This window comes from Ferdinandcohnia sp. GQ5 (assembly GCF_059759275.1).
In genome coordinates, this window is the sequence record NZ_JCAXEW010000011.1 from 126,940 (window position 1) to 144,864 (window position 17,925).

The 17,925-nt window shown below is 35.9% G+C and carries 18 protein-coding genes; 13 read left to right on the forward strand and 5 right to left on the reverse strand.

Annotated features, from left to right (window positions below; translation table 11 throughout):
- Window positions 1–113 precede the first annotated feature (113 nt).
- Window positions 114–1,031 (forward strand): AAA family ATPase, encoded by a 918-nt coding sequence (locus AC6CHV_RS14865; protein ID WP_498079122.1) that lies wholly within the window; start codon window positions 114–116, stop codon window positions 1,029–1,031.
- Between the two features lie 16 nt (window positions 1,032–1,047).
- Complete coding sequence (locus AC6CHV_RS14870) at window positions 1,048–1,539, forward strand: hypothetical protein (protein ID WP_498079123.1); 492 nt, start codon at window positions 1,048–1,050, stop codon at window positions 1,537–1,539.
- Window positions 1,540–1,554: 15 nt separating this feature from the next.
- On the opposite strand, the gene AC6CHV_RS14875 is transcribed toward AC6CHV_RS14870, so the two are convergent.
- On the reverse strand, window positions 1,555–2,817 hold the full coding sequence (locus AC6CHV_RS14875) for an ATP-binding protein (protein WP_498079124.1): 1,263 nt from the start codon (window positions 2,815–2,817) through the stop codon (window positions 1,555–1,557).
- A gap of 319 nt (window positions 2,818–3,136) precedes the next feature.
- On the opposite strand from AC6CHV_RS14875, the gene AC6CHV_RS14880 reads away from it, so the two are divergent.
- Window positions 3,137–3,799: an oxidoreductase gene (locus AC6CHV_RS14880; RefSeq protein ID WP_341332165.1), complete on the forward strand. Its 663-nt coding sequence runs from the start codon at window positions 3,137–3,139 to the stop codon at window positions 3,797–3,799.
- A 20-nt stretch (window positions 3,800–3,819) separates the two neighbouring features.
- On the opposite strand, the gene AC6CHV_RS14885 is transcribed toward AC6CHV_RS14880, so the two are convergent.
- The 3 genes from AC6CHV_RS14885 to AC6CHV_RS14895 form a co-directional block, all read right to left on the reverse strand.
- Window positions 3,820–4,740, reverse strand: coding sequence for a S66 peptidase family protein (locus AC6CHV_RS14885; RefSeq protein ID WP_341332164.1), 921 nt, complete (start codon window positions 4,738–4,740; stop codon window positions 3,820–3,822).
- A 234-nt stretch (window positions 4,741–4,974) separates the two neighbouring features.
- The gene (gene trhO / locus AC6CHV_RS14890) at window positions 4,975–5,895 is read right to left on the reverse strand and encodes an oxygen-dependent tRNA uridine(34) hydroxylase TrhO (protein WP_440272310.1); all 921 of its coding nucleotides are present in this window, start codon (window positions 5,893–5,895) and stop codon (window positions 4,975–4,977) included.
- Window positions 5,896–6,026: 131 nt separating this feature from the next.
- Window positions 6,027–7,274 (reverse strand): helix-turn-helix domain-containing protein, encoded by a 1,248-nt coding sequence (locus AC6CHV_RS14895; protein WP_341332163.1) that lies wholly within the window; start codon window positions 7,272–7,274, stop codon window positions 6,027–6,029.
- A gap of 129 nt (window positions 7,275–7,403) precedes the next feature.
- Here AC6CHV_RS14895 and AC6CHV_RS14900 point away from each other — a divergent pair, with 129 nt between their 5' ends.
- The 5 genes from AC6CHV_RS14900 to AC6CHV_RS14920 all read left to right on the forward strand — a co-directional run bounded on the left by AC6CHV_RS14900 (window position 7,404) and on the right by AC6CHV_RS14920 (window position 12,329).
- Window positions 7,404–8,705, forward strand: a complete 1,302-nt coding sequence (locus AC6CHV_RS14900; protein WP_498079125.1) for an MFS transporter — start codon at window positions 7,404–7,406, stop codon at window positions 8,703–8,705.
- Window positions 8,706–8,968: 263 nt separating this feature from the next.
- Window positions 8,969–9,685, forward strand: a complete 717-nt coding sequence (locus AC6CHV_RS14905) for a RelA/SpoT-related domain-containing protein (protein ID WP_121445192.1) — start codon at window positions 8,969–8,971, stop codon at window positions 9,683–9,685.
- A gap of 12 nt (window positions 9,686–9,697) precedes the next feature.
- Window positions 9,698–10,300, forward strand: coding sequence for a TetR/AcrR family transcriptional regulator (locus tag AC6CHV_RS14910; RefSeq protein WP_341332161.1), 603 nt, complete (start codon window positions 9,698–9,700; stop codon window positions 10,298–10,300).
- Between the two features lie 118 nt (window positions 10,301–10,418).
- Window positions 10,419–11,342 carry an EamA family transporter gene (locus AC6CHV_RS14915; RefSeq protein ID WP_498079126.1) on the forward strand — a complete coding sequence of 308 codons (924 nt, stop codon included), beginning with the start codon at window positions 10,419–10,421 and terminating at the stop codon, window positions 11,340–11,342.
- A 201-nt stretch (window positions 11,343–11,543) separates the two neighbouring features.
- Window positions 11,544–12,329 carry an SDR family oxidoreductase gene (locus AC6CHV_RS14920; protein WP_341332159.1) on the forward strand — a complete coding sequence of 262 codons (786 nt, stop codon included), beginning with the start codon at window positions 11,544–11,546 and terminating at the stop codon, window positions 12,327–12,329.
- Window positions 12,330–12,364: 35 nt separating this feature from the next.
- Here AC6CHV_RS14920 and aspA read toward each other — a convergent pair whose 3' ends face one another.
- Entirely contained in the window at window positions 12,365–13,783 is a 1,419-nt protein-coding gene (gene aspA, locus AC6CHV_RS14925) for an aspartate ammonia-lyase (protein ID WP_341332158.1), read from the reverse strand.
- Between the two features lie 276 nt (window positions 13,784–14,059).
- Here aspA and AC6CHV_RS14930 point away from each other — a divergent pair, with 276 nt between their 5' ends.
- From AC6CHV_RS14930 to AC6CHV_RS14950, 5 genes are all read left to right on the forward strand, one after another.
- Window positions 14,060–14,371 (forward strand): hypothetical protein, encoded by a 312-nt coding sequence (locus AC6CHV_RS14930; protein ID WP_498079127.1) that lies wholly within the window; start codon window positions 14,060–14,062, stop codon window positions 14,369–14,371.
- Between the two features lie 173 nt (window positions 14,372–14,544).
- On the forward strand, window positions 14,545–15,117 hold the full coding sequence (locus AC6CHV_RS14935; protein ID WP_341332156.1) for an RNA polymerase sigma factor: 573 nt from the start codon (window positions 14,545–14,547) through the stop codon (window positions 15,115–15,117).
- Window positions 15,089–15,901 (forward strand): hypothetical protein, encoded by an 813-nt coding sequence (locus AC6CHV_RS14940; protein WP_498079128.1) that lies wholly within the window; start codon window positions 15,089–15,091, stop codon window positions 15,899–15,901. Before AC6CHV_RS14935 ends, AC6CHV_RS14940 begins: the two co-directional genes overlap by 29 nt.
- Window positions 15,885–16,757 carry an ATP-binding cassette domain-containing protein gene (locus tag AC6CHV_RS14945; protein WP_498079129.1) on the forward strand — a complete coding sequence of 291 codons (873 nt, stop codon included), beginning with the start codon at window positions 15,885–15,887 and terminating at the stop codon, window positions 16,755–16,757. Before AC6CHV_RS14940 ends, AC6CHV_RS14945 begins: the two co-directional genes overlap by 17 nt.
- Window positions 16,758–17,858, forward strand: a complete 1,101-nt coding sequence (locus tag AC6CHV_RS14950; protein WP_498079130.1) for a hypothetical protein — start codon at window positions 16,758–16,760, stop codon at window positions 17,856–17,858. It begins immediately after the preceding gene.
- The last annotated feature ends 67 nt before the right edge of the window (window positions 17,859–17,925 follow it).

Consider the following 17,925-nt stretch of genomic DNA (forward strand, 5'->3'; position numbering starts at 1 on the left):
AAATTATAAATATTTTATAAATTAACATAAGAAAAGATTATGACAAATCAAAATAAGAATATTTTCCCACTTTCTTAATACATTAAAATGAATACTTCTGAGGGGGTCAGCAAGTGGTTGAAGGCAAAAAGATCTTTGTTGGGAATTATAAAGGGGGAGTGGGCAAGACCACTAGTATTTATCAGATTGCGCTTCACTTGGCAGAAGCGAAAAAGAAGGTACTCCTAATTGATTTAGATCCACAATGCTCACTGAGTGAAATTTGTCTTACAAGAATTGATCGAAACCTTGAACAGCTTAAGAACAACGAGAGTCTAAACTTTGTCTATGATATGTGGGCACAATTTAAACAGTACCCTTATTTGAAATATACCATTGATACAACTAGCTTAATCAAACAAACCCCTGAACAAATCCACTTCATTCCATCTAATTTATTTTATACAAATGGTGGCCTCGATCAAATTGCTTTAAGATTAAGAGATGATTTTGAAGACCTAGCTGTGCTCCAACAGTTTTTTCAAAGTATGAAACTCGAAAGTAAATATGATTATATTCTGTTTGACTGTCCACCAAGTAACAATGTGATTACCCAAGGCGCATTTCTTCTATCAGATTATTATTTAATTCCGTCGATTATTCAAACGATAAGTATTCGCGGGGTGGTTCATTACATTAAGTCTGTCGAGAAAATTTACAATACCTTTAGTGTGGAACATGAAAAGGCATTGCTAGCGAAATTATTGTTTGGTACGAAACCAAGATTAATTGGGATTTTTGAAACATTGAAAAAAACAAATGTGAATAATGTAAAAGAAATGAAGGATTTAAAAGCAGAATTAAAAGAAGCAAACATTGATTCGATTCTATCAGATTTGGAAGAAGGGAATTATCTTTTCAAAACAGTGATCAGACACATTGAGGAAATTGCACGAGATACAGCAAATGGAAAGAAACGTTCCGAATATGCAGAGCTAACGGATGAAATTCTATTCTGTATCGAACCAAACATTTTTAATAGTCTCTTTTAAGTGGAGGAAGAATTAGATGAGTACAATAACCTATCAAAAGGTAGCAGATCATTTGGAAAAATTAAAAACGATCTATGAAACATTGCAAATACCAAAAAAGGAAATCAAAGAAGTTGAGAAAATAATTGAGCTTTTTCATGGTTACGGAGATATCTCGGTTGAGGAAAAAACGGGCAAGGCGAAAATAGAAAAAAAGTCCAACAAGACAACTAAACCATCTTTTTCTGATATTGTCGATTCTTTATTTGAAGAAAAATATAGTGGGTTGGTAGGAACGAAACTACATTTTACGAAGCTGAATACCGTCGAACAAATCATTACCTATATTGATGCTACCGCAAAAACTAAGGTAATGAAGGAGGCAACTGCATTAGATTTAAAACTTTTGTATTGTCTACTTACCGAAGAAAAACAGGAAATAAAAGGAACGAAAAATGAAGTTTACGAGGCTATTAAAAGGGATATTCGAACTAAAAGGAGAGGAAAGGCTTTTTTAGAATACGCATAAAGCACCCCCACGTTCTCAGGCGTGGGGTTCGTTTGTGGAAAGGACAGATGGAAATTGAAATGTGAATTCAGTTCCTTCGCCAACAGAACTTGATACTTTGATCGTACCTTTCATTGCTTTCACAATACTATAAACGACCATCATTCCAAGACCTGTTCCTTTTGGTCCTTTAGTAGAGTAATAAGGTTCACCTAGTCTCTCAATTTGTTCTTTTGTCATACCCATACCAGTGTCGCGGATTATAATGCTTACAGTGTATCGGTCATAACTAGTTTCAACATATAATCTTCCTCCACCAGGCATTGCCTCTATCGCATTTTTCATGACGTTGATAAAGCATTGATGAAACTTTTGCCGGTCACCTTCCATCGCGCCTATCAAAGAAAAATTCGTAATGACTTCTACCGAATGCTGGTTTGCAGTAGGCTTTAAAATAGATATCACTTGTTGCAATTCGCGTTTGATTTGAAGGGTTTCGACCGTATCTAATGCTGGTTTGGAAAAAGTTAGATATTCTTGAATAACATGTTCAGCAGAAGCCAACTCTTCTTTAATAATCATCAAGTACTCTTTTTGCTTATGTCTTGGTAGAGTATTAGACATCAGCAATTGAACAAATCCCATTGCTGCAGTTAAAGGATTTCGAATTTCATGAGAAATCGCCGCTCCCATTTGTTCGACTGCATGGAGCTTTTCAGATTTTACAATAGTTTGTCGCAATTGAATATTATTGCGAACAAATTCGGTTAAGTAAGACAAGATTCCTAAACCAATAGGTGGAATGACTAAATAAGCAAACCAAGCATCGTAAACATTGATTGGTGGTTTCGAAATTAAAAGTGCAACTACTGTAAAGACTGATAAAATAAAGGTTACAAGTACAGAAATGCATACACGCTTATTGGAACTCTGTTTCCAAAACCAAGGGTACAGCTTCCATAAAGACACAGCTAATGGAAGATAAAGGGAAAAAGTAGCGTAAAAACCAAAATTTATACCATATAACCCTCTAATAATAATGACAGTTAGACATAGGATAGGACCAATTCCAAGATAAAGACCACCTATTAATATAGGTATAAGACGAAGGTCAAAAAATTGATTAGGGGTAGGTTGATATGAAACGATAAAGCAAGCCAAAATAAGCACAACTAACCCAATGTACGCTTCCCATTTTGATAAGGTAAGATTTCGTTTTCGTTCGAACCATATTAAGCCTATAAATGAAAGAATAATTAATAATGATAGGTTAAAAAGAATGTGTTTAGTAATTTCCATGAATTCACCTTCGACGGATTATGATAAGAATTTTAATATAGTAAATAGTTAGATAATAATTTTATTTCTATTATAATACAGATGAAGCAACTTTTGTCTAAAATTAGTGAAAATTTTGGAAAAGGAAATAAGATAAGAACGAAAAATGGTGCTTATTACCTAATTCTTCTATTATTTTCTCTATGAAACTCCCTTTTTTCGTAATAAAGTACTGCAACAGATTTTACATACGAATACTGAGTGCATTTGGTTAGAAATAATAGGGGTATACTTATGAAGAAAAATTAGCATTTTCTTTAAATGAAAGGACGTTGGCAAAGTGGAAGAAAAGACGGCACTTATTGCTGGGGCTACAGGTTTAATTGGGAATGAATTATTACATATATTATTAGAGTCCTCTGAATATAAAGAGGTGTATGCTCTAGTTCGAAATCCACTTAAGATGAATCATCCAAAATTAAAAGAAGTAATAGTCGATTTCGAACGCCTTAATGAATTTAAACAATACTTCACTGTGAATGATGTGTTTGTATGTTTAGGCACTACTATCAAAAAGGCAAAGACACAAGAAGCCATGTACAAAATAGATGTAGATTATCCAGTTGAGATTGGGAGGATTGCACAAGAGGCAGGTGCTAGACATTATTTAGTGGTAAGTTCAATGAACGCAGACCGTAAGTCTAAGCTATTTTATCCAAGAATGAAGGGAGAGCTTGAAGAAAAGGTTCGTCAACTTAACTTCGAACAACATTCCATCTTTCGTCCTTCACTTCTTCTTGGAAACAGAGGCGAATTTCGTCTTGGAGAAGAAATAGCTGCTGTCTTGTTTAAATGCCTAAAGTTTATATTTACTGGCCCCTTACAAAAATATAGAGCAATCGAAGGAAAAACAGTAGCAAAAGCGATGTACAATGTGGCTCAGGAAAAAGAACAAGGTAAAGTGGTTTATACTTCGGAGGAAATTGAAAAAATTGCAAAATAAAAAACTGTTCAGAAGCATCACTAAGAAACCGTTGGGTTAAGCACAGTTAATGTTTTGGCTGTTGAATTTAGATTCACATTAGCTCCTATTGGAATAGCAGCTTTATAATAGCCGTGACCGGTAGTAAGGTTGATTAACAGTGGTTTTCCTAGGGGGACCAATAAATCATGAATTAGATCTTCGAATGTTGTCCCATATGATACAAGGCAATTCGTACATTCCCCTATAATTATGCCAAGACAATCTTGAAATTTACCTGACATTGATAATTGAGTTAAATACCTAAAAATCATGGTAGATGGAGCGTGGGTTTCTTCTAAAAAAAGTATTTTTCCCTTTGTATTAATCTCATATGGTGTTCCGAGTGCATTTACTAACGAAGTCATATTTCCACCAACAATTGGACCTGTAACATTTCCTGGTACTAAACTCCTTATGGCTATGTTTGGTGGGTTTTGGATGAGCCTGGGGGAATTCAACGTTGATGTTGCTTCAAAAAATTGATTGAAGTTATAAACAGGGGTTTCTGGTCTAAATTCAATAAGCATTAAACTATGGAACGTAATTAAATCACTAAACTGATATAAACTATTTAATAATACTGTCATGTCACTATATCCAGATATAATTTTAGGATTCTGTCTTATGACATCAAAGTTCAGATAAGGAAGAATGGTCTGAACTCCAGTCCCTCCACGGGTGGCAAGGATCATTTTGATATTCGGATCTCTGAACATATGCATTAAATCATCTGCTCTTTGTTGGGCTGGCGCCGCAACGATACCATTAAATGAGTATACATGATTACCAAAGACGATATTAAAACCGATATCTCTCAAGAATTGTACTCCGGCATTAATAATATTTGCATCAAGAGGGCTGCCAAGTGTAACTAATCCAATTGTATCTCCTCTTTGTAACAGCGGGGGTCTAATTGCCATAATATCCACTCCCTCTCTACATTTGAATTTTACGATATTAAAAGGTATTATAAAGCGCTTTGAAATATGTCAAATTCAAAGTAATTCCTAATAAAGTACGTTTGATTCAATGTACGAAAAAAACATAAGAAGATCTAATATTAGCAAAGAGACTAGGAAAGTTTAAACCCTAGTCTCTTTTTATTGCTACGTATTATGCTAGTTGAAGTGTAATTAAATAAGTATCTTTATAATTTACACCAATTGATGTTCCTTCACATAGCGATTATGAGGGTGGTCTTTACATTCCTGGCTACAAGATCTGTAGTGTTCATGTTCACAGTCCTCACATAATAGGAGATGCTTGTTGCAATCCGGATTTCCGCATTTTACATACCGTTCTTCTGGTTTCCCGCAGTGATGACATTTTCCAACCACTGTTTCTTCACCAGTTCTGTTTACTGGTACAGAAATGCGTTCATCAAATACATAGCATTTTCCGTCCCAAAGTGCACCTTTTACCTCTGGATCATATCCGTACGTAATGATGCCACCTTCAAGCTGAGAAACATCCTTGAAGCCTTCATTAACAAGGAATCCAGAGAATTTTTCGCAACGGATTCCTCCGGTACAATAGGTTAGTATTTTTTTATCCTTATGCTCGCTTAAGTTCTCTTCAACCCATTTTGGCAGTTCTCGGAAAGTTTCGATATCAGGTCGAATGGCCCCTCGAAAATGACCAAGATCGTACTCATAGGTATTTCGAGCATCAAGAACGATGACATCGTCTTGTTGTAACGTTTCAAGGAATTCCTTTGGTGAAAGATGTTTACCCGTAATTTCATTTGGATTTAAGTCTTTATCCAGACTTAAATTAACAATCTCTGGTTTCACCTTAATTTTAAGCTTTTTAAAAGCATGTCCTTCACTTTTCTCAATTTTGAAAACCATATCCGAAAAACGGGCATCGCTTCGCATAAACTCCATATATTTTTCCGTCTGCTCCACCGTACCTGACACAGTACCATTGATCCCCTCTGTTGCAACAAGAATTCGGCCTTTCAAACCAATGGAAGCACAGAATTCAAAATGTTGGTCTCGAAAAGCCTGCGGGTCATCAATTTCGATGTATTTGTAATAAAGTAAAATTTGATAATCCAATTTCTTCACCTTCATTAATACTTTTTCTTTAAGTATGATATCAAATATTGAGATTCAAATAAAAGTACTTTTTATTTCCTGTTACAACTTTATTTATTGCTTTGGTGACATTTTTTAATATTACTCAAAATGGTTATGGGCATTAATCACGATTTTCCCCATTTAACAGATTTCAGTTCAAGAATTTTTTGATAAGTCTCCAAGCTTAATTCTTTAAAAGGAGAATCAGGGAGGTGATCAAATAAATCAACTGCTTTTTTCGCAGCTCCTAAAGCCTCCTCTATTTTTCCAAGTTCAACTAGACATTGCGCCATATATGTTTCTTTTAGATAAAATTGTGATAAGTCAAAAGGGTGGTGATGATAGTCAGGAATGACTACCTTTTCGAAATAGTTAATGGCTTCTTCGTAGCGTTTTAATCCATGTAATGCTTTTCCCTTCTCAAGATGAAACCATTCAATTAATTGATGATGTTTTAATTCTGGATCGTTTAAAAGCTGATCGACCATTGAAAGAGCTTCCGCGTAATCATGTTTATAGCCATTGAGGGACTCAATGAGAAAGAGTTTTGATGTAACTTGAGACATTGTATCGTCTGAAAACATCGCATATTGATTCAACTTCTTCAGGTAATATTCATATTGCTCCCATTCTTCTTCCATCATCGAATAGGCTGCTGCCAACCTGTATAAATCATCAATTCGATAAAACGTTTTGTTTTTTTGAGAGAATGAAATGGCTTCATCCATGACTTGTTTTGCCGCGTTAATATCCCCAACAGCAAAATACATAACGGCCTCATTATAATCTAGGTCCAATCTTGAAATGGGGTCAATATAGACGTGCTTTTTTTCAATTTCTTTTCGTTCATGTAAGATTGTTTCCAATGATTGCTCATAGTTATGTTCGATAAAATCGGCAAGGCAACGAAATGAGGCTATGCCTACCCGTTTCGTTGTTACATTCATTTGATCGTACAGGACGGCTGCTTGTTCAAGAGACTGTTTCCAGTCACCTTGCTTTTCCCAGTATAAACTGTACCCATATAGCTCCAACAATCTTGCAGCTACATAGCCTTGGTTTAATTGGGGAACAACCGGGTCAATGAGAGTGAACAGATTTTTATATTTTTCGGGGTAATCATCTGAGTTGCGTGAAAATATTTTTTCAGCCTCATCCAATACTTCCCTTAATTCCTCAAAATTCACTTCATTTAAAAGCTGTGACAAATCTATTTCAAGCCTCTCTGCAATATAGGTTAAGCTCTCCATAGATGGATTTGCTTTATTATTTTCAATTAGGCTGAGCATGCCTTTTGTCAGTTTTGTACCTGCAAGTTCTTCTAATGTTAATTTCTTTTGTTTACGTAATTTACGTATGCGTTCACCTAGCATAAGAAATAGGCACTCTCCCTATTTTTATTATTTTGTTTAATTATATTAAACTTTTTGTTGAAAAGAAAGTAATATGATGATAAGATTTGTTTAATTAAATTAAACTTTTCCAAAACTGGAGGAATTAGCATGACTGAACAACAAAAGCTTAAAAGGGCATCTTATCATTTGTTTACATTCACAATAAGTAAAATCATTTCCTCATTCGGCGCACAAGTATACGCATTTGCAATCAGCTTTTATATACTTCAACTTACAGGATCAGCAACAAGCTTTGCGACAAATCTAATATGTAATCTTTTACCGAGGGCACTTGTAGCACCGCTAGCAGGTTATGCAGCAGACAAATATTCTCGAAAAAAAATCGTCATTATCTCACAGCTTGTTGCAACACTAGCGATTGTAGGGTTACTCGTTGTTAGTTTGACCTATGGTTTATCTTTAATTGCAATTTATACAACAACGGTAGTATTATCAATCGCAACTTCATTTACTGGCGTAACCTTCACTTCATCGATTTCCGGTTTGGTGGATGAAGAACGTATTCAAAGAGCAATGTCACTTAACCAAATTTCAATTTCTTTTGCGGCCATTGGTAGCCCAGCAGTAGGTGGACTGTTATATGGTACAGTATCAATGGAATTATTTTTAGGAATGTACATTGTGGCTTCTGTCATTGCTGTATTACTTGAATCTACCATGAACTTCAATCTGTTCTCAAATCGCAAGGAGAAAGATGAAACAGAACAGAAGGAAACAATGTGGGAAAGTATTAAAGCAGGTATTTCCTATTTAAAAACAAAACAGGTCCTGATGACGATGATCTGGATGGCATTAGTCATCAACTTCCTTTTTGGAGCTTTTGAGGTCGGTTACTCATTTATATTAATTGAAAAATTAAAGTTGGCTTCAGAACATTTCGGTTTCACGCAAGGAGCCTTTGCCATTGGAATGCTGTTATTCTCGATTTACTTCTCGATTCGAAAAGAAGTGAAATATCCCTTCCTTGTTTCAAAACGTGGAATCATTGGGTTAGGGGTCATTATGGGAGCGATGGCTGTTCCATTAATGATTTCATTATCGTATTGGTCAGTGTTTGCGTATTATTTTGTTGCAATGTTTATAAATGGTTTGATGATTATCGTTGTTAATACACCGCTTCAAGTTATGATGCAAAAAATGATTGATGATGATTATAAGGGACGCGTGTTCTCGATTTTAGAATCAATGGCAGTAGCTTTAATGCCACTTGGAATGATTATATTTGGATATCTATACGATGTATTGCCTGGCCAATATATTCTCATCACTTCGGCGGTTATCTTAATTGGGGTCGTGTTAGTTCTAGCAAGACCAAGTGTTGTAAGAAAAGCTCATCCGGAATTGAATGAACCAAAGCCCGTAGTGGAAAAAACAAGTACTGCTTTATAACAATTATGCCTTTCTCTTACTTGGAGAAAGGCTTTTCTCTGTATGTGAACATAGTGTGACAATGTGTCATAATTAATTGACTTGTGACATGGTGTCATCTAAAATGTAAATTGTGAGGTGACAAGATGTCATGATAAAGACAGAACCTAAAAATGAACTGAACCAAATGAAACTACGAAAGCTTGCGAAAAAACTGCAATCGTTAGGTGTCAAGGCTTCAATTTGTAAAAGACCAATAGCTTCACACTAAAAGGAGACGAATTATGTCTATAGGAATTAGAATGAATCAGTTTAAAGATATGAAGGTAGAACTGATACGATTTATGATGTCATACAAGTTTGCGCTTGAAGAAATGATGACCAAAATAAATATTTTAAAGCAGGAGTTTAAATATATACATGATTACAACCCAATTGAGCATGTATCATCTCGATTGAAATCACCAGAGAGTATACTGAACAAAATCCAACGCAAAGGATATGACTATAGTTTTGAGTCCATCACAGAAAATATTCGTGACATTGCGGGGATTCGAATTACATGCGCTTATATTTCCGATATTTATAAAATCAGTGAAATGCTGCAAAAGCAAAAGGATATTACCTTAATTGAGTGTAAAGATTACATTAAAAATCCAAAACCAAACGGATATCAAAGTCTACATTTAATTGTGCAAATTCCAATTTTTATGTCCGATCGTGAAGAACATATTTTTGTTGAAATTCAAATTCGAACAATTGCCATGGATTTCTGGGCAAGCTTAGAACACAAAATTTATTATAAATACAATAAAGAAATCCCTCAGCATATGAAGGATGAATTAAAAGAAGCGGCTGTAACAGCAGCACAATTAGATAAAAAGATGGAAAAACTTCAAGGAGAAATGAACAAACTAAAGGAATCAACGAAAATGGAAGAGCTTTATACTTTGGATGATAAAATCCTTCTTCCTTATGACTTTTTATCCTTCGACAAATAGGGAGAGGTGAAAATGCCGAAGATTACTTTTTTTAATTTACCTGATGATAAGAAACAAACTCTGATTGAAGCGGCAAAAAAGGAATTTTCAAGCGTTCCATTATTTGACGCTTCGATTTCCAATATTATAAAATCAGCTGGAATTCCACGCGGTAGTTTTTATCAATATTTTGAGGATAAAGAAGATGTTTATTTCTTTATATTAAGTGAATATGCTAAGGAAAAGAAGGTTGCATTTCTTTCAATGTTAGAAAAGCATGATGGTGATTTGTTTCAAACGATGGTTGACTTCTTCGAACTGTTTTTGCAAGAAGATGAGGGACTAACATTTTTAAAAAATGCCTTGCTCAACATGACCCATAAAATTGAACGTACGTTTGACAGAATTACAGGTGATGTTGAAATGAACGAAAACTTTAAAGAGCTAAGTTCTCGAATTAATATAAGTAAATTGAATGTAGAGAATGATGAGGAATTGTTTCATTCGATACAAATCATTACGTCTGTAATGCTGCGTAATTTAATCCATGCCTTTGCTTATGATTTATCATCAGACTCCGCATTAAGGGGCTTTACAATTGAAATGAACCTTTTGAAAAAAGGACTTGTCCGGTAGAAGGCACGATTTGTGTTATCTGCCGGACTTTTATTTTTCTAGCCAATTTTTAACAGATATGGAGTATAATAGAGTGCATTAGTGAAAAGATGGATCACATCAGAATGGATTGGTGAATGTGCGAAAACTTTATTTATACGGCATTCTGTTATTTGTTATGGTTGCGTGGGGGCTTAATATTGTAGCGATTAAAATATTGGTTGAAAATTTTCCGCCAGTATCCATTACCGGTCTACGAATCTTGGCAGCGGCCCTTGTAATTTTTGTCTTTCTATATGTGAAAAAAGATCTCCAAAAAATGAGTCTCCACGAGTTTGGGTATGTTTCACTTAGTGCTTTGACTGGAATTCTTGGCCACCAAGCATTACTTTCTGTCGGCTTGACGGGCACGAGTGCCACAAATGGTGCATCCATTCTAGCCTTAATTCCGCTTGTTACAAATATTTTGGCGGTGCTTTTTCTAAAAGCGAACATGACATTTTTAAAAATCAGCGGTGTCTTTTTAGGAATAATGGGTATTTACTTTATCTTAATCCTTGGTGGAGGGTCATTTACAAAGCTTGCACTCGGGGATTTGTACGTGTTTTTATCAGTCATTGCGCAAGCGGTAAGTTTTATTTTTATTCGAAAAGCTTCTTACACATTAAATGCAAAAACCATTACGTGTTACGCTTTATTAATGGGGGCAGGATTTTTATTGATAGTAAGCTTCGCATTGGAGGGGCAGTCTATTGCTGCAACTGGAGCTGTACCTGCTTATGTGTGGGTAGTTTTTGCTGCATCTGCAATTATCTCAACGGGTATCGGAAACCTATGTTATAATTTTGCCATTTCCAAAATTGGACCAGGTGAAACGGCTATATTCTTAAATCTTGCACCATTCTTTTCTCTGATTGGATCGGTGTTATTTTTAAATGAATCATTTAAATTCATTCAGTTAGTTGGCTTCTTTTTAATTGTGTGTGGAGTGTTACTAGGAACTGGTATTTTCGAACGGAAACCTAAGATTGATAAGCAGGTTGAGATGTCAGTCTCGAAATAGAATAGAAGGGTCAGCTCTTTTTTGTCTGAGCTGACCTTTTAAGGGTTAGTGCACAATTAATTTGAGTTAGGGAACAAATATTGAGTGGTTGGACTCAATTCAATAAAGTTTGGGAAAAATTCAACATTCTAAGCTCAACACAAAATTATGAAAATGGGCTAAAATGGAAGAGTAAACTCAAATTTAAGGAGTGAATGACATATGGATTTACATTTAAGCGGGAAAACCGCCATCGTTGCCGCATCTAGCCAAGGGCTCGGAAAAGCAATCGCAACCCAGCTCGTAAAAGAAGGCGCCAATGTGATGCTTGCAAGTCGCAGTGAGGAAAGATTAAAAGCAGTTCAAGAGGAACTTTCAGCATTAAATATGGGAAAAGTCTCTTTTCTTCAAACGGATATTACCAACAAAGAAGAAATTGAGGCTCTGATGAAACATACAATAGAAACGTTTGGCACAATCGATATTCTTGTAAACAATGCGGGAGGTCCTCCAGCAGGAACATTTGACCAGTTAGATGATGAAGCATGGCAGGGGGCATTTGAATTAAATCTATTAAGTTATGTTCGAATGATCCGTGGCGCTCTACCGTATTTGAAAGAAAACGGTGGAAAAATCATCAATATTGCATCTTCATCTATCAAAGTGCCTATTCCTGGTCTTATTCTTTCCAATACTTTTCGGCTAGGCATTGTTGGTTTATCAAAAACATTAGCTGACGAATTAGCGCCTTATAATATTCTCATCAATACGGTCGCACCCGGACGTATTGCAACAGACCGCGTTGCACACTTGGATCAAATCAATGCCGAAAAACTAGGAAAGCCGATTGAAGAAATTGAACAAATGTACAAAGAAACCATTCCGTTAAAACGTTATGGTGCACCTGAAGAATTTGCTAATATCGTTACGTTTTTAGTATCGGATGCTAATTCCTATATGACCGGACAAGCATACTTGGTTGACGGTGGAATGGTAAAGGCGATTTAAAATGAAAAAGAGGACTGTCACCAGTCCTCTTTGTTTTATGCTCGTTGCAACAATGAAGAACCTGATATCCCTGGTTCTGTCATTTCATATGGATTTAAGATTAAATCCAATTCTTCTTCAGTTAATACATCATATTGTAAACATAGTTCACGAACTTGTTTACCGTTTATAATAGCCTCCCTTGCAATTCGAGAGGCGACTTCATATCCGATATGTGGATTAACGGCAGTAATGAGTCCGACACTTCTTTCAACATAATCCTTTAAACGCTCTTCATTTGCTTTGATTCCTGATAGACAATAATCAGTAAATGCTCTGAATGCGTTATTCATAATGCTAAGTGATTGCAATAAATTAAATGCTAAAACTGGTTCCATTACATTCAATTCTAGTTGGCCAGCTTCAGTTGCTAACGAGATTGTATGATCATTTCCTAGCACTTGGAAGGCTACTTGATTAATCATTTCAGGCATAACTGGGTTTACCTTACCTGGCATAATGGATGAACCTGGTTGTCTTGCTGGTAAGCTGATTTCGCCGAGACCTGCACGTGGTCCTGAGGCCATTAAACGTAAATCATTTGCGATCTTTGACATACTCATCATATTTATTTTTAACGCAGCTGATACTTCTGCGTATGCATCGATATTTTGGGTAGCATCGACTAGATGTTCAGCACCTACTAAAGGCAGTCCACTAATTTCTGCTAGATATTTGACAACATTTTCGATATATCGTGGTTCAGCATTTAGCCCAGTTCCTACAGCTGTAGCTCCCATATTGACTTCATACAAATGCTGACGGGATTGTTGAATACGCTTTATATCACGTTCTAAAACACGGGCATATGCAGCGAACTCTTGTCCAAGTCGAATCGGCACTGCATCCTGAAGATGAGTTCTTCCCATTTTAATGATATGGTCAAATTCTTGCGCTTTTTGTTGGAAAACGCCTTTCATATATTCCATTGTGCTTAGTAATTTTTCAATTAAGTTAAGTGTGGCAATATGAAGTGCCGTTGGAAATGCATCATTTGTAGATTGAGACATATTCACATGGCTGTTAGGACTAACTTCATTATATTTTCCTTTTTCATGTCCAAGGATCTCTAGTGCACGATTAGCAATGACTTCGTTAGCATTCATATTAATAGACGTACCTGCTCCACCTTGGATAGGGTCTACAATAAATTGATCATGCATTTTTCCGTTAATAATTTCATCTGCAGCTTGTACAATTGGTTTACCAATACCTTCATATAGATGCTTCACATCCATATTTGCTAAGGCTGCTGCTTTCTTAACCATAGCTAATCCGATAATTAATTCTTCATGGATACGGTAACCAGTTATCGGAAAATTTTCAACTGCACGTATCGTTTGGACGCCATAATAGGCATCAAATGGAACCTCTTTTTCTCCAAGAAAATCCTTTTCTATTCGAACTTGGCTCATGATGTCCTCTCCCTTTTACATATACATTCTAGTAGTATTTAATTCTCTTTCCTACTAGTTTGCAACTGTCATCCACCCCATTATAACATGTATTTTTTACTTACCAACTAAAACCGCTTACAATTTAAATAATCTATTATTTGGAAAAGTCCAAGCCTAGGTTTGTCCGGACTAAATGATGAAAAAGCGGAATAGTATATACTAAGTATTCCGAAACTTTTCTCACGCTCATTCGTAATAAACGGTATCAGCAGTTTGAGGAAGGAGGGATGAACAATGGTACGATACATCACATTTGCGCTCCTTGTTACTGCCGTAGAGGTAGCAATTCTTTATGGAGTTTCCCTCTATTTAGATGCAAATACGTTAACTACCTTGTTTATTGGCTCTTGTTTTTTTATAATAGTCGCAATCTTAATGGGCTCCTCAGGCGATATCTTTACAAAAAACTCAGAGATGGCCGTTTTTAATACATTTCTCGGTAGTTACAGAGAAAAGCATGAAAAAGTCCGACTTCGAATTAGTCCATTTTTAACAGGATCTATCCTTTGTTTGATTTTGTATTTTATATTGGATTATTTTATGTAGATTTAAAATTAATATCAGCATCTATCCATTTTGGAGATAGGTGCTTTTTTACGTCATTACAATTTCCCGTTGCAGCCTTCTCATTCTAAATAGATAATCATAGCAGAAACTTTTTTTAGATGGAATAAATCTTTTTTCAAATCTTTTCGTCTTAGATAATTGAGGTGATAAAAATGCCTGAGGATCAAGAACTAATTGAAGAAATCCTGCAAGGTAGTCAAGCGGCGATGGAGGTTTTGACAAGGAAGTATTATAAATCGATATACGCTTTTGTCTATCGAAAAGTGGGAAACAAGGAAATGGCGTACGATTTAACACAGGAAATTTTCATAAAAATGATGCAGCGGATTAAGTCTTATTCAAATAAAGGTAGTTTTAAAAGCTGGCTCTATACAATTGCCGTCAATCATTGCCGTGATTATTGGAAGAGTGCTGATTATAAACAAACCACTAAAATAACAGAGCTTCAAGATTCAATTAAAAGTACAAACAGTGATGTTCCCTACATATTTGAACGAAAGGAATCGCGGGAGCAGGTAAAGGCAGCTATTAATCGCTTACCAGATATTCAAAAAGAAGCCGTGATTCTGAAATACTATCATGACATGAAAATTAAGGAGATTGCCGACATCACGAAAGCGAATGTGTCGACCGTTAAATCAAGATTGAAGCAAGGCCTTGGGAAACTTGCAACATCATTAGAGAGAGGTGAGGGAAATGATCAAAAACGACAGACAAACCATTAAATTTGAGATCGATGATGAGATTTTAGAATTGGAACAGGAATTGGAAATGTCCCTTGACGAGTTTGATGTCGAATTTCCAAGTGAATCTGAAATTATGATGACAGTTGATGCGCTCCGTCCTCACGTTCCTAAAATAGAAAATAAATGGGATACACTTGTTGCCAGTGTGTCAACCGTAATGAAGTATTCTACAAGGGAAGTCTTTTATTTTTCACCATTGTTTTGGGGGTTAAATCTATTATTTTTACTAATCGGAGTAACTTCAACTCTATTTTACGAGGTAGATCCATATCTCATTATGCTGTATGTGGCTCCACTCCCAACATTCATCGGGATGATTGAAATATTTAAGAGTGGAAATACCGAGATGGCTGAACTAGAGATGTCATTTAAATTTAGCCTACAAGAAATTATTTTATCGAGAATGGTTGTTGTAGGAGCCTTCAATATTACCCTGAATATCCTTTTGACGATTAGTTTTGCAGTCCTCCTACCCGAGGTGATGATTGGAAAATTAGTTCTTTATTGGGCGACCCCATTTACCATCATTGCATCGATTATGTTAGTGGTAGCGTCAAAATTTCGTGGAGCATACACGCTAACCGGCGGACTTGTTGTTTGGACAGTAGTTGCTCTCTTTCTAGCACAACAAGATGTAATAGTAAGAATTGAAGCGGTTTCAGCAGTGGCATATATTTTGGTAACTCTAGCCGCGACAATTTTTATCATGATTAAAATGAGCAGAATTTACAAAAGGGGTATTTCATATGAATTTAACCATTGAAAATGTTTCAAAAGTCTTTGATGATAAAAAGGCTTTGGACTCTTTACATTTAGAATTTACAACAGGGGTGTACGGGATTTTAGGGGCGAACGGGTCAGGAAAGACGACATTGATGCGCATTCTTGCTAGTGTTATGAAGCCGAGCTCCGGAAGAGTATTGCTAGACGGTCAAGATATTTCGGTTTTGGATTATCGATATCGAGATGTCATCGGATATTTGCCTCAGCATGTGGGTCTTTACAAAAATTTTACAGCTGAAAAGTTTTTGCTTTATATTGCAACGTTAAAAGGTCTGTCAAAGGAAGACGCAAAAGCAAAGGTCATGGAAACATTGGAATTGGTAGGATTAACTGAGCATGCCAAGAAAAAGGTAGGGAAGTTTTCAGGCGGAATGAAGCGACGTGTCGGAATTGCGCAAGCTCTGTTAAATGACCCGAAAATTCTGATCGTAGACGAACCAACGGCAGGACTTGATCCAAAAGAGAGAATCCGGTTCCGAAATTTGATATCAAAAATCTCAACAAACCGTATTGTATTGTTATCCACACATATTGTGTCAGATATCGAATTCATTGCGAAGGAAGTTTTGATTTTAAAGTCAGGAAAACTGATTCAAAAGCAGACACCTCAATCGTTATTAAAAGGAATCGAAGAAAAGGTTTGGTCTGTCACAGTTGATACTGAATCTGAAACTACAAAGTTTCAATCTATATATAAGGTTGGCAACATTGCTCGTGTTGGGGATAAATTCAAGTTACGGATTTTAAGTGATGTTAAACCTCATCTAAATGCTGTAAATGAACATCCAAATCTAGAGGATCTATATCTCTACTATTTCGATGAGGAGGTCGCATAAATGGAGCTATTAAAATTTGAGTTATATAAAATTTTTAAGCAAAGAATGGTCTATGTTACGTTTCTTTTGTTGATTGTTTTTTCGACGGGATTCACCTATTATCCTAGTGCTGATCAAGAAAGAGCAATTTATAAGGATTGGGAAGGGAAAGTTACTGAGGAAAAACTTGAAGTTGCTGCAAAGGGCAATGAAGAGTTAATGAAAAAGCAAGACGAAATGATGGAAACCGATCAGTGGTTATCTGAAGATGAATGGACCCTGATGGGAGTTTACGAAAATCTCGCGTATGGCCATCAGGTGGAATTGAATGCTCAGGAAAAAATCAAAGAGCTAGCAGGGGAAAATAAATATAATACCGAGCTTCAAACAGCCATGCTAAAAGAGATCGATACCTCTTATTTCGCCTATAGCAAAGGTCCTGCAGAAATCATTGATTTTGCAAGTGTTTTTTCGGTATTCATCACCGGGGCAATGCTTTTGGTGGGGCTTTCTAGTATGTACACCCAGGAATATAGCACGGGGGTGGACAACTATATTCTTAGCTCAAAAAAGGGTAGAGGATCATTGCTAGGTGCCAAAATTGGAGCTGCCTTAATTTATTCCGCTATTGTTGTAGTAGGGTGGGAGATTTTTAATATTGCGTGGAACCTTATTCAATATGGGAATAGTGGCTGGGAAACGTCCATCCAATATACATTTAAATACTATTTTTCGCCATATAGTTTTACAATGTTAGAGTACCATTTACTGCAATTAGGGTTCCATTTGTTCGGTGCGTGTAGTTTTGCCATTATGATTGTGCTTATCTCGTCTGTATGTAAAAATGCTTTGGTTTCACTTATCATAAATGGTGCTATCTTTGCGATACCATACTTTTTGGTAGAAACACTTCAACTTCCTAATTGGGTAGAGGATATCTTCCAATTTTCGTTTATATATTACATGAATGTTGAGCCATTTTTTGATGATTTTAACACAATCAATCTGTTTGGATTCCCTGTCCTGTATTCGATTGTTGCGCTTGTTGTGATGATTGGGGTTATCGTTGTGATTCCAATTTTAACATCACGCGTTGTGAAAAATAAGGAAGTTACTTCTTAAGTTAATTCACCTGTCCTGTGGGCGGGTGATTTTTTTATGTAGACAGGGTACAATGGAAAAATATAAC

Coding starts and splice junctions, on each gene's coding strand:
- AC6CHV_RS14870 (WP_498079123.1), top strand. CDS start 1,048: ATGAGTACAATAACCTATCAAAAGGTAGCAGATCATTTGGAAAAATTA.
- AC6CHV_RS14875 (WP_498079124.1), bottom strand. CDS start 2,817: ATGGAAATTACTAAACACATTCTTTTTAACCTATCATTATTAATTATT.
- AC6CHV_RS14885 (WP_341332164.1), bottom strand. CDS start 4,740: ATGGCAATTAGACCCCCGCTGTTACAAAGAGGAGATACAATTGGATTA.
- trhO (WP_440272310.1), bottom strand. CDS start 5,895: ATGAAGGTGAAGAAATTGGATTATCAAATTTTACTTTATTACAAATAC.
- AC6CHV_RS14895 (WP_341332163.1), bottom strand. CDS start 7,274: ATGCTAGGTGAACGCATACGTAAATTACGTAAACAAAAGAAATTAACA.
- AC6CHV_RS14900 (WP_498079125.1), top strand. CDS start 7,404: ATGACTGAACAACAAAAGCTTAAAAGGGCATCTTATCATTTGTTTACA.
- AC6CHV_RS14905 (WP_121445192.1), top strand. CDS start 8,969: ATGTCTATAGGAATTAGAATGAATCAGTTTAAAGATATGAAGGTAGAA.
- AC6CHV_RS14910 (WP_341332161.1), top strand. CDS start 9,698: ATGCCGAAGATTACTTTTTTTAATTTACCTGATGATAAGAAACAAACT.
- AC6CHV_RS14920 (WP_341332159.1), top strand. CDS start 11,544: ATGGATTTACATTTAAGCGGGAAAACCGCCATCGTTGCCGCATCTAGC.
- aspA (WP_341332158.1), bottom strand. CDS start 13,783: ATGAGCCAAGTTCGAATAGAAAAGGATTTTCTTGGAGAAAAAGAGGTT.
- AC6CHV_RS14930 (WP_498079127.1), top strand. CDS start 14,060: ATGGTACGATACATCACATTTGCGCTCCTTGTTACTGCCGTAGAGGTA.
- AC6CHV_RS14935 (WP_341332156.1), top strand. CDS start 14,545: ATGCCTGAGGATCAAGAACTAATTGAAGAAATCCTGCAAGGTAGTCAA.
- AC6CHV_RS14940 (WP_498079128.1), top strand. CDS start 15,089: ATGATCAAAAACGACAGACAAACCATTAAATTTGAGATCGATGATGAG.
- AC6CHV_RS14945 (WP_498079129.1), top strand. CDS start 15,885: ATGAATTTAACCATTGAAAATGTTTCAAAAGTCTTTGATGATAAAAAG.
- AC6CHV_RS14950 (WP_498079130.1), top strand. CDS start 16,758: ATGGAGCTATTAAAATTTGAGTTATATAAAATTTTTAAGCAAAGAATG.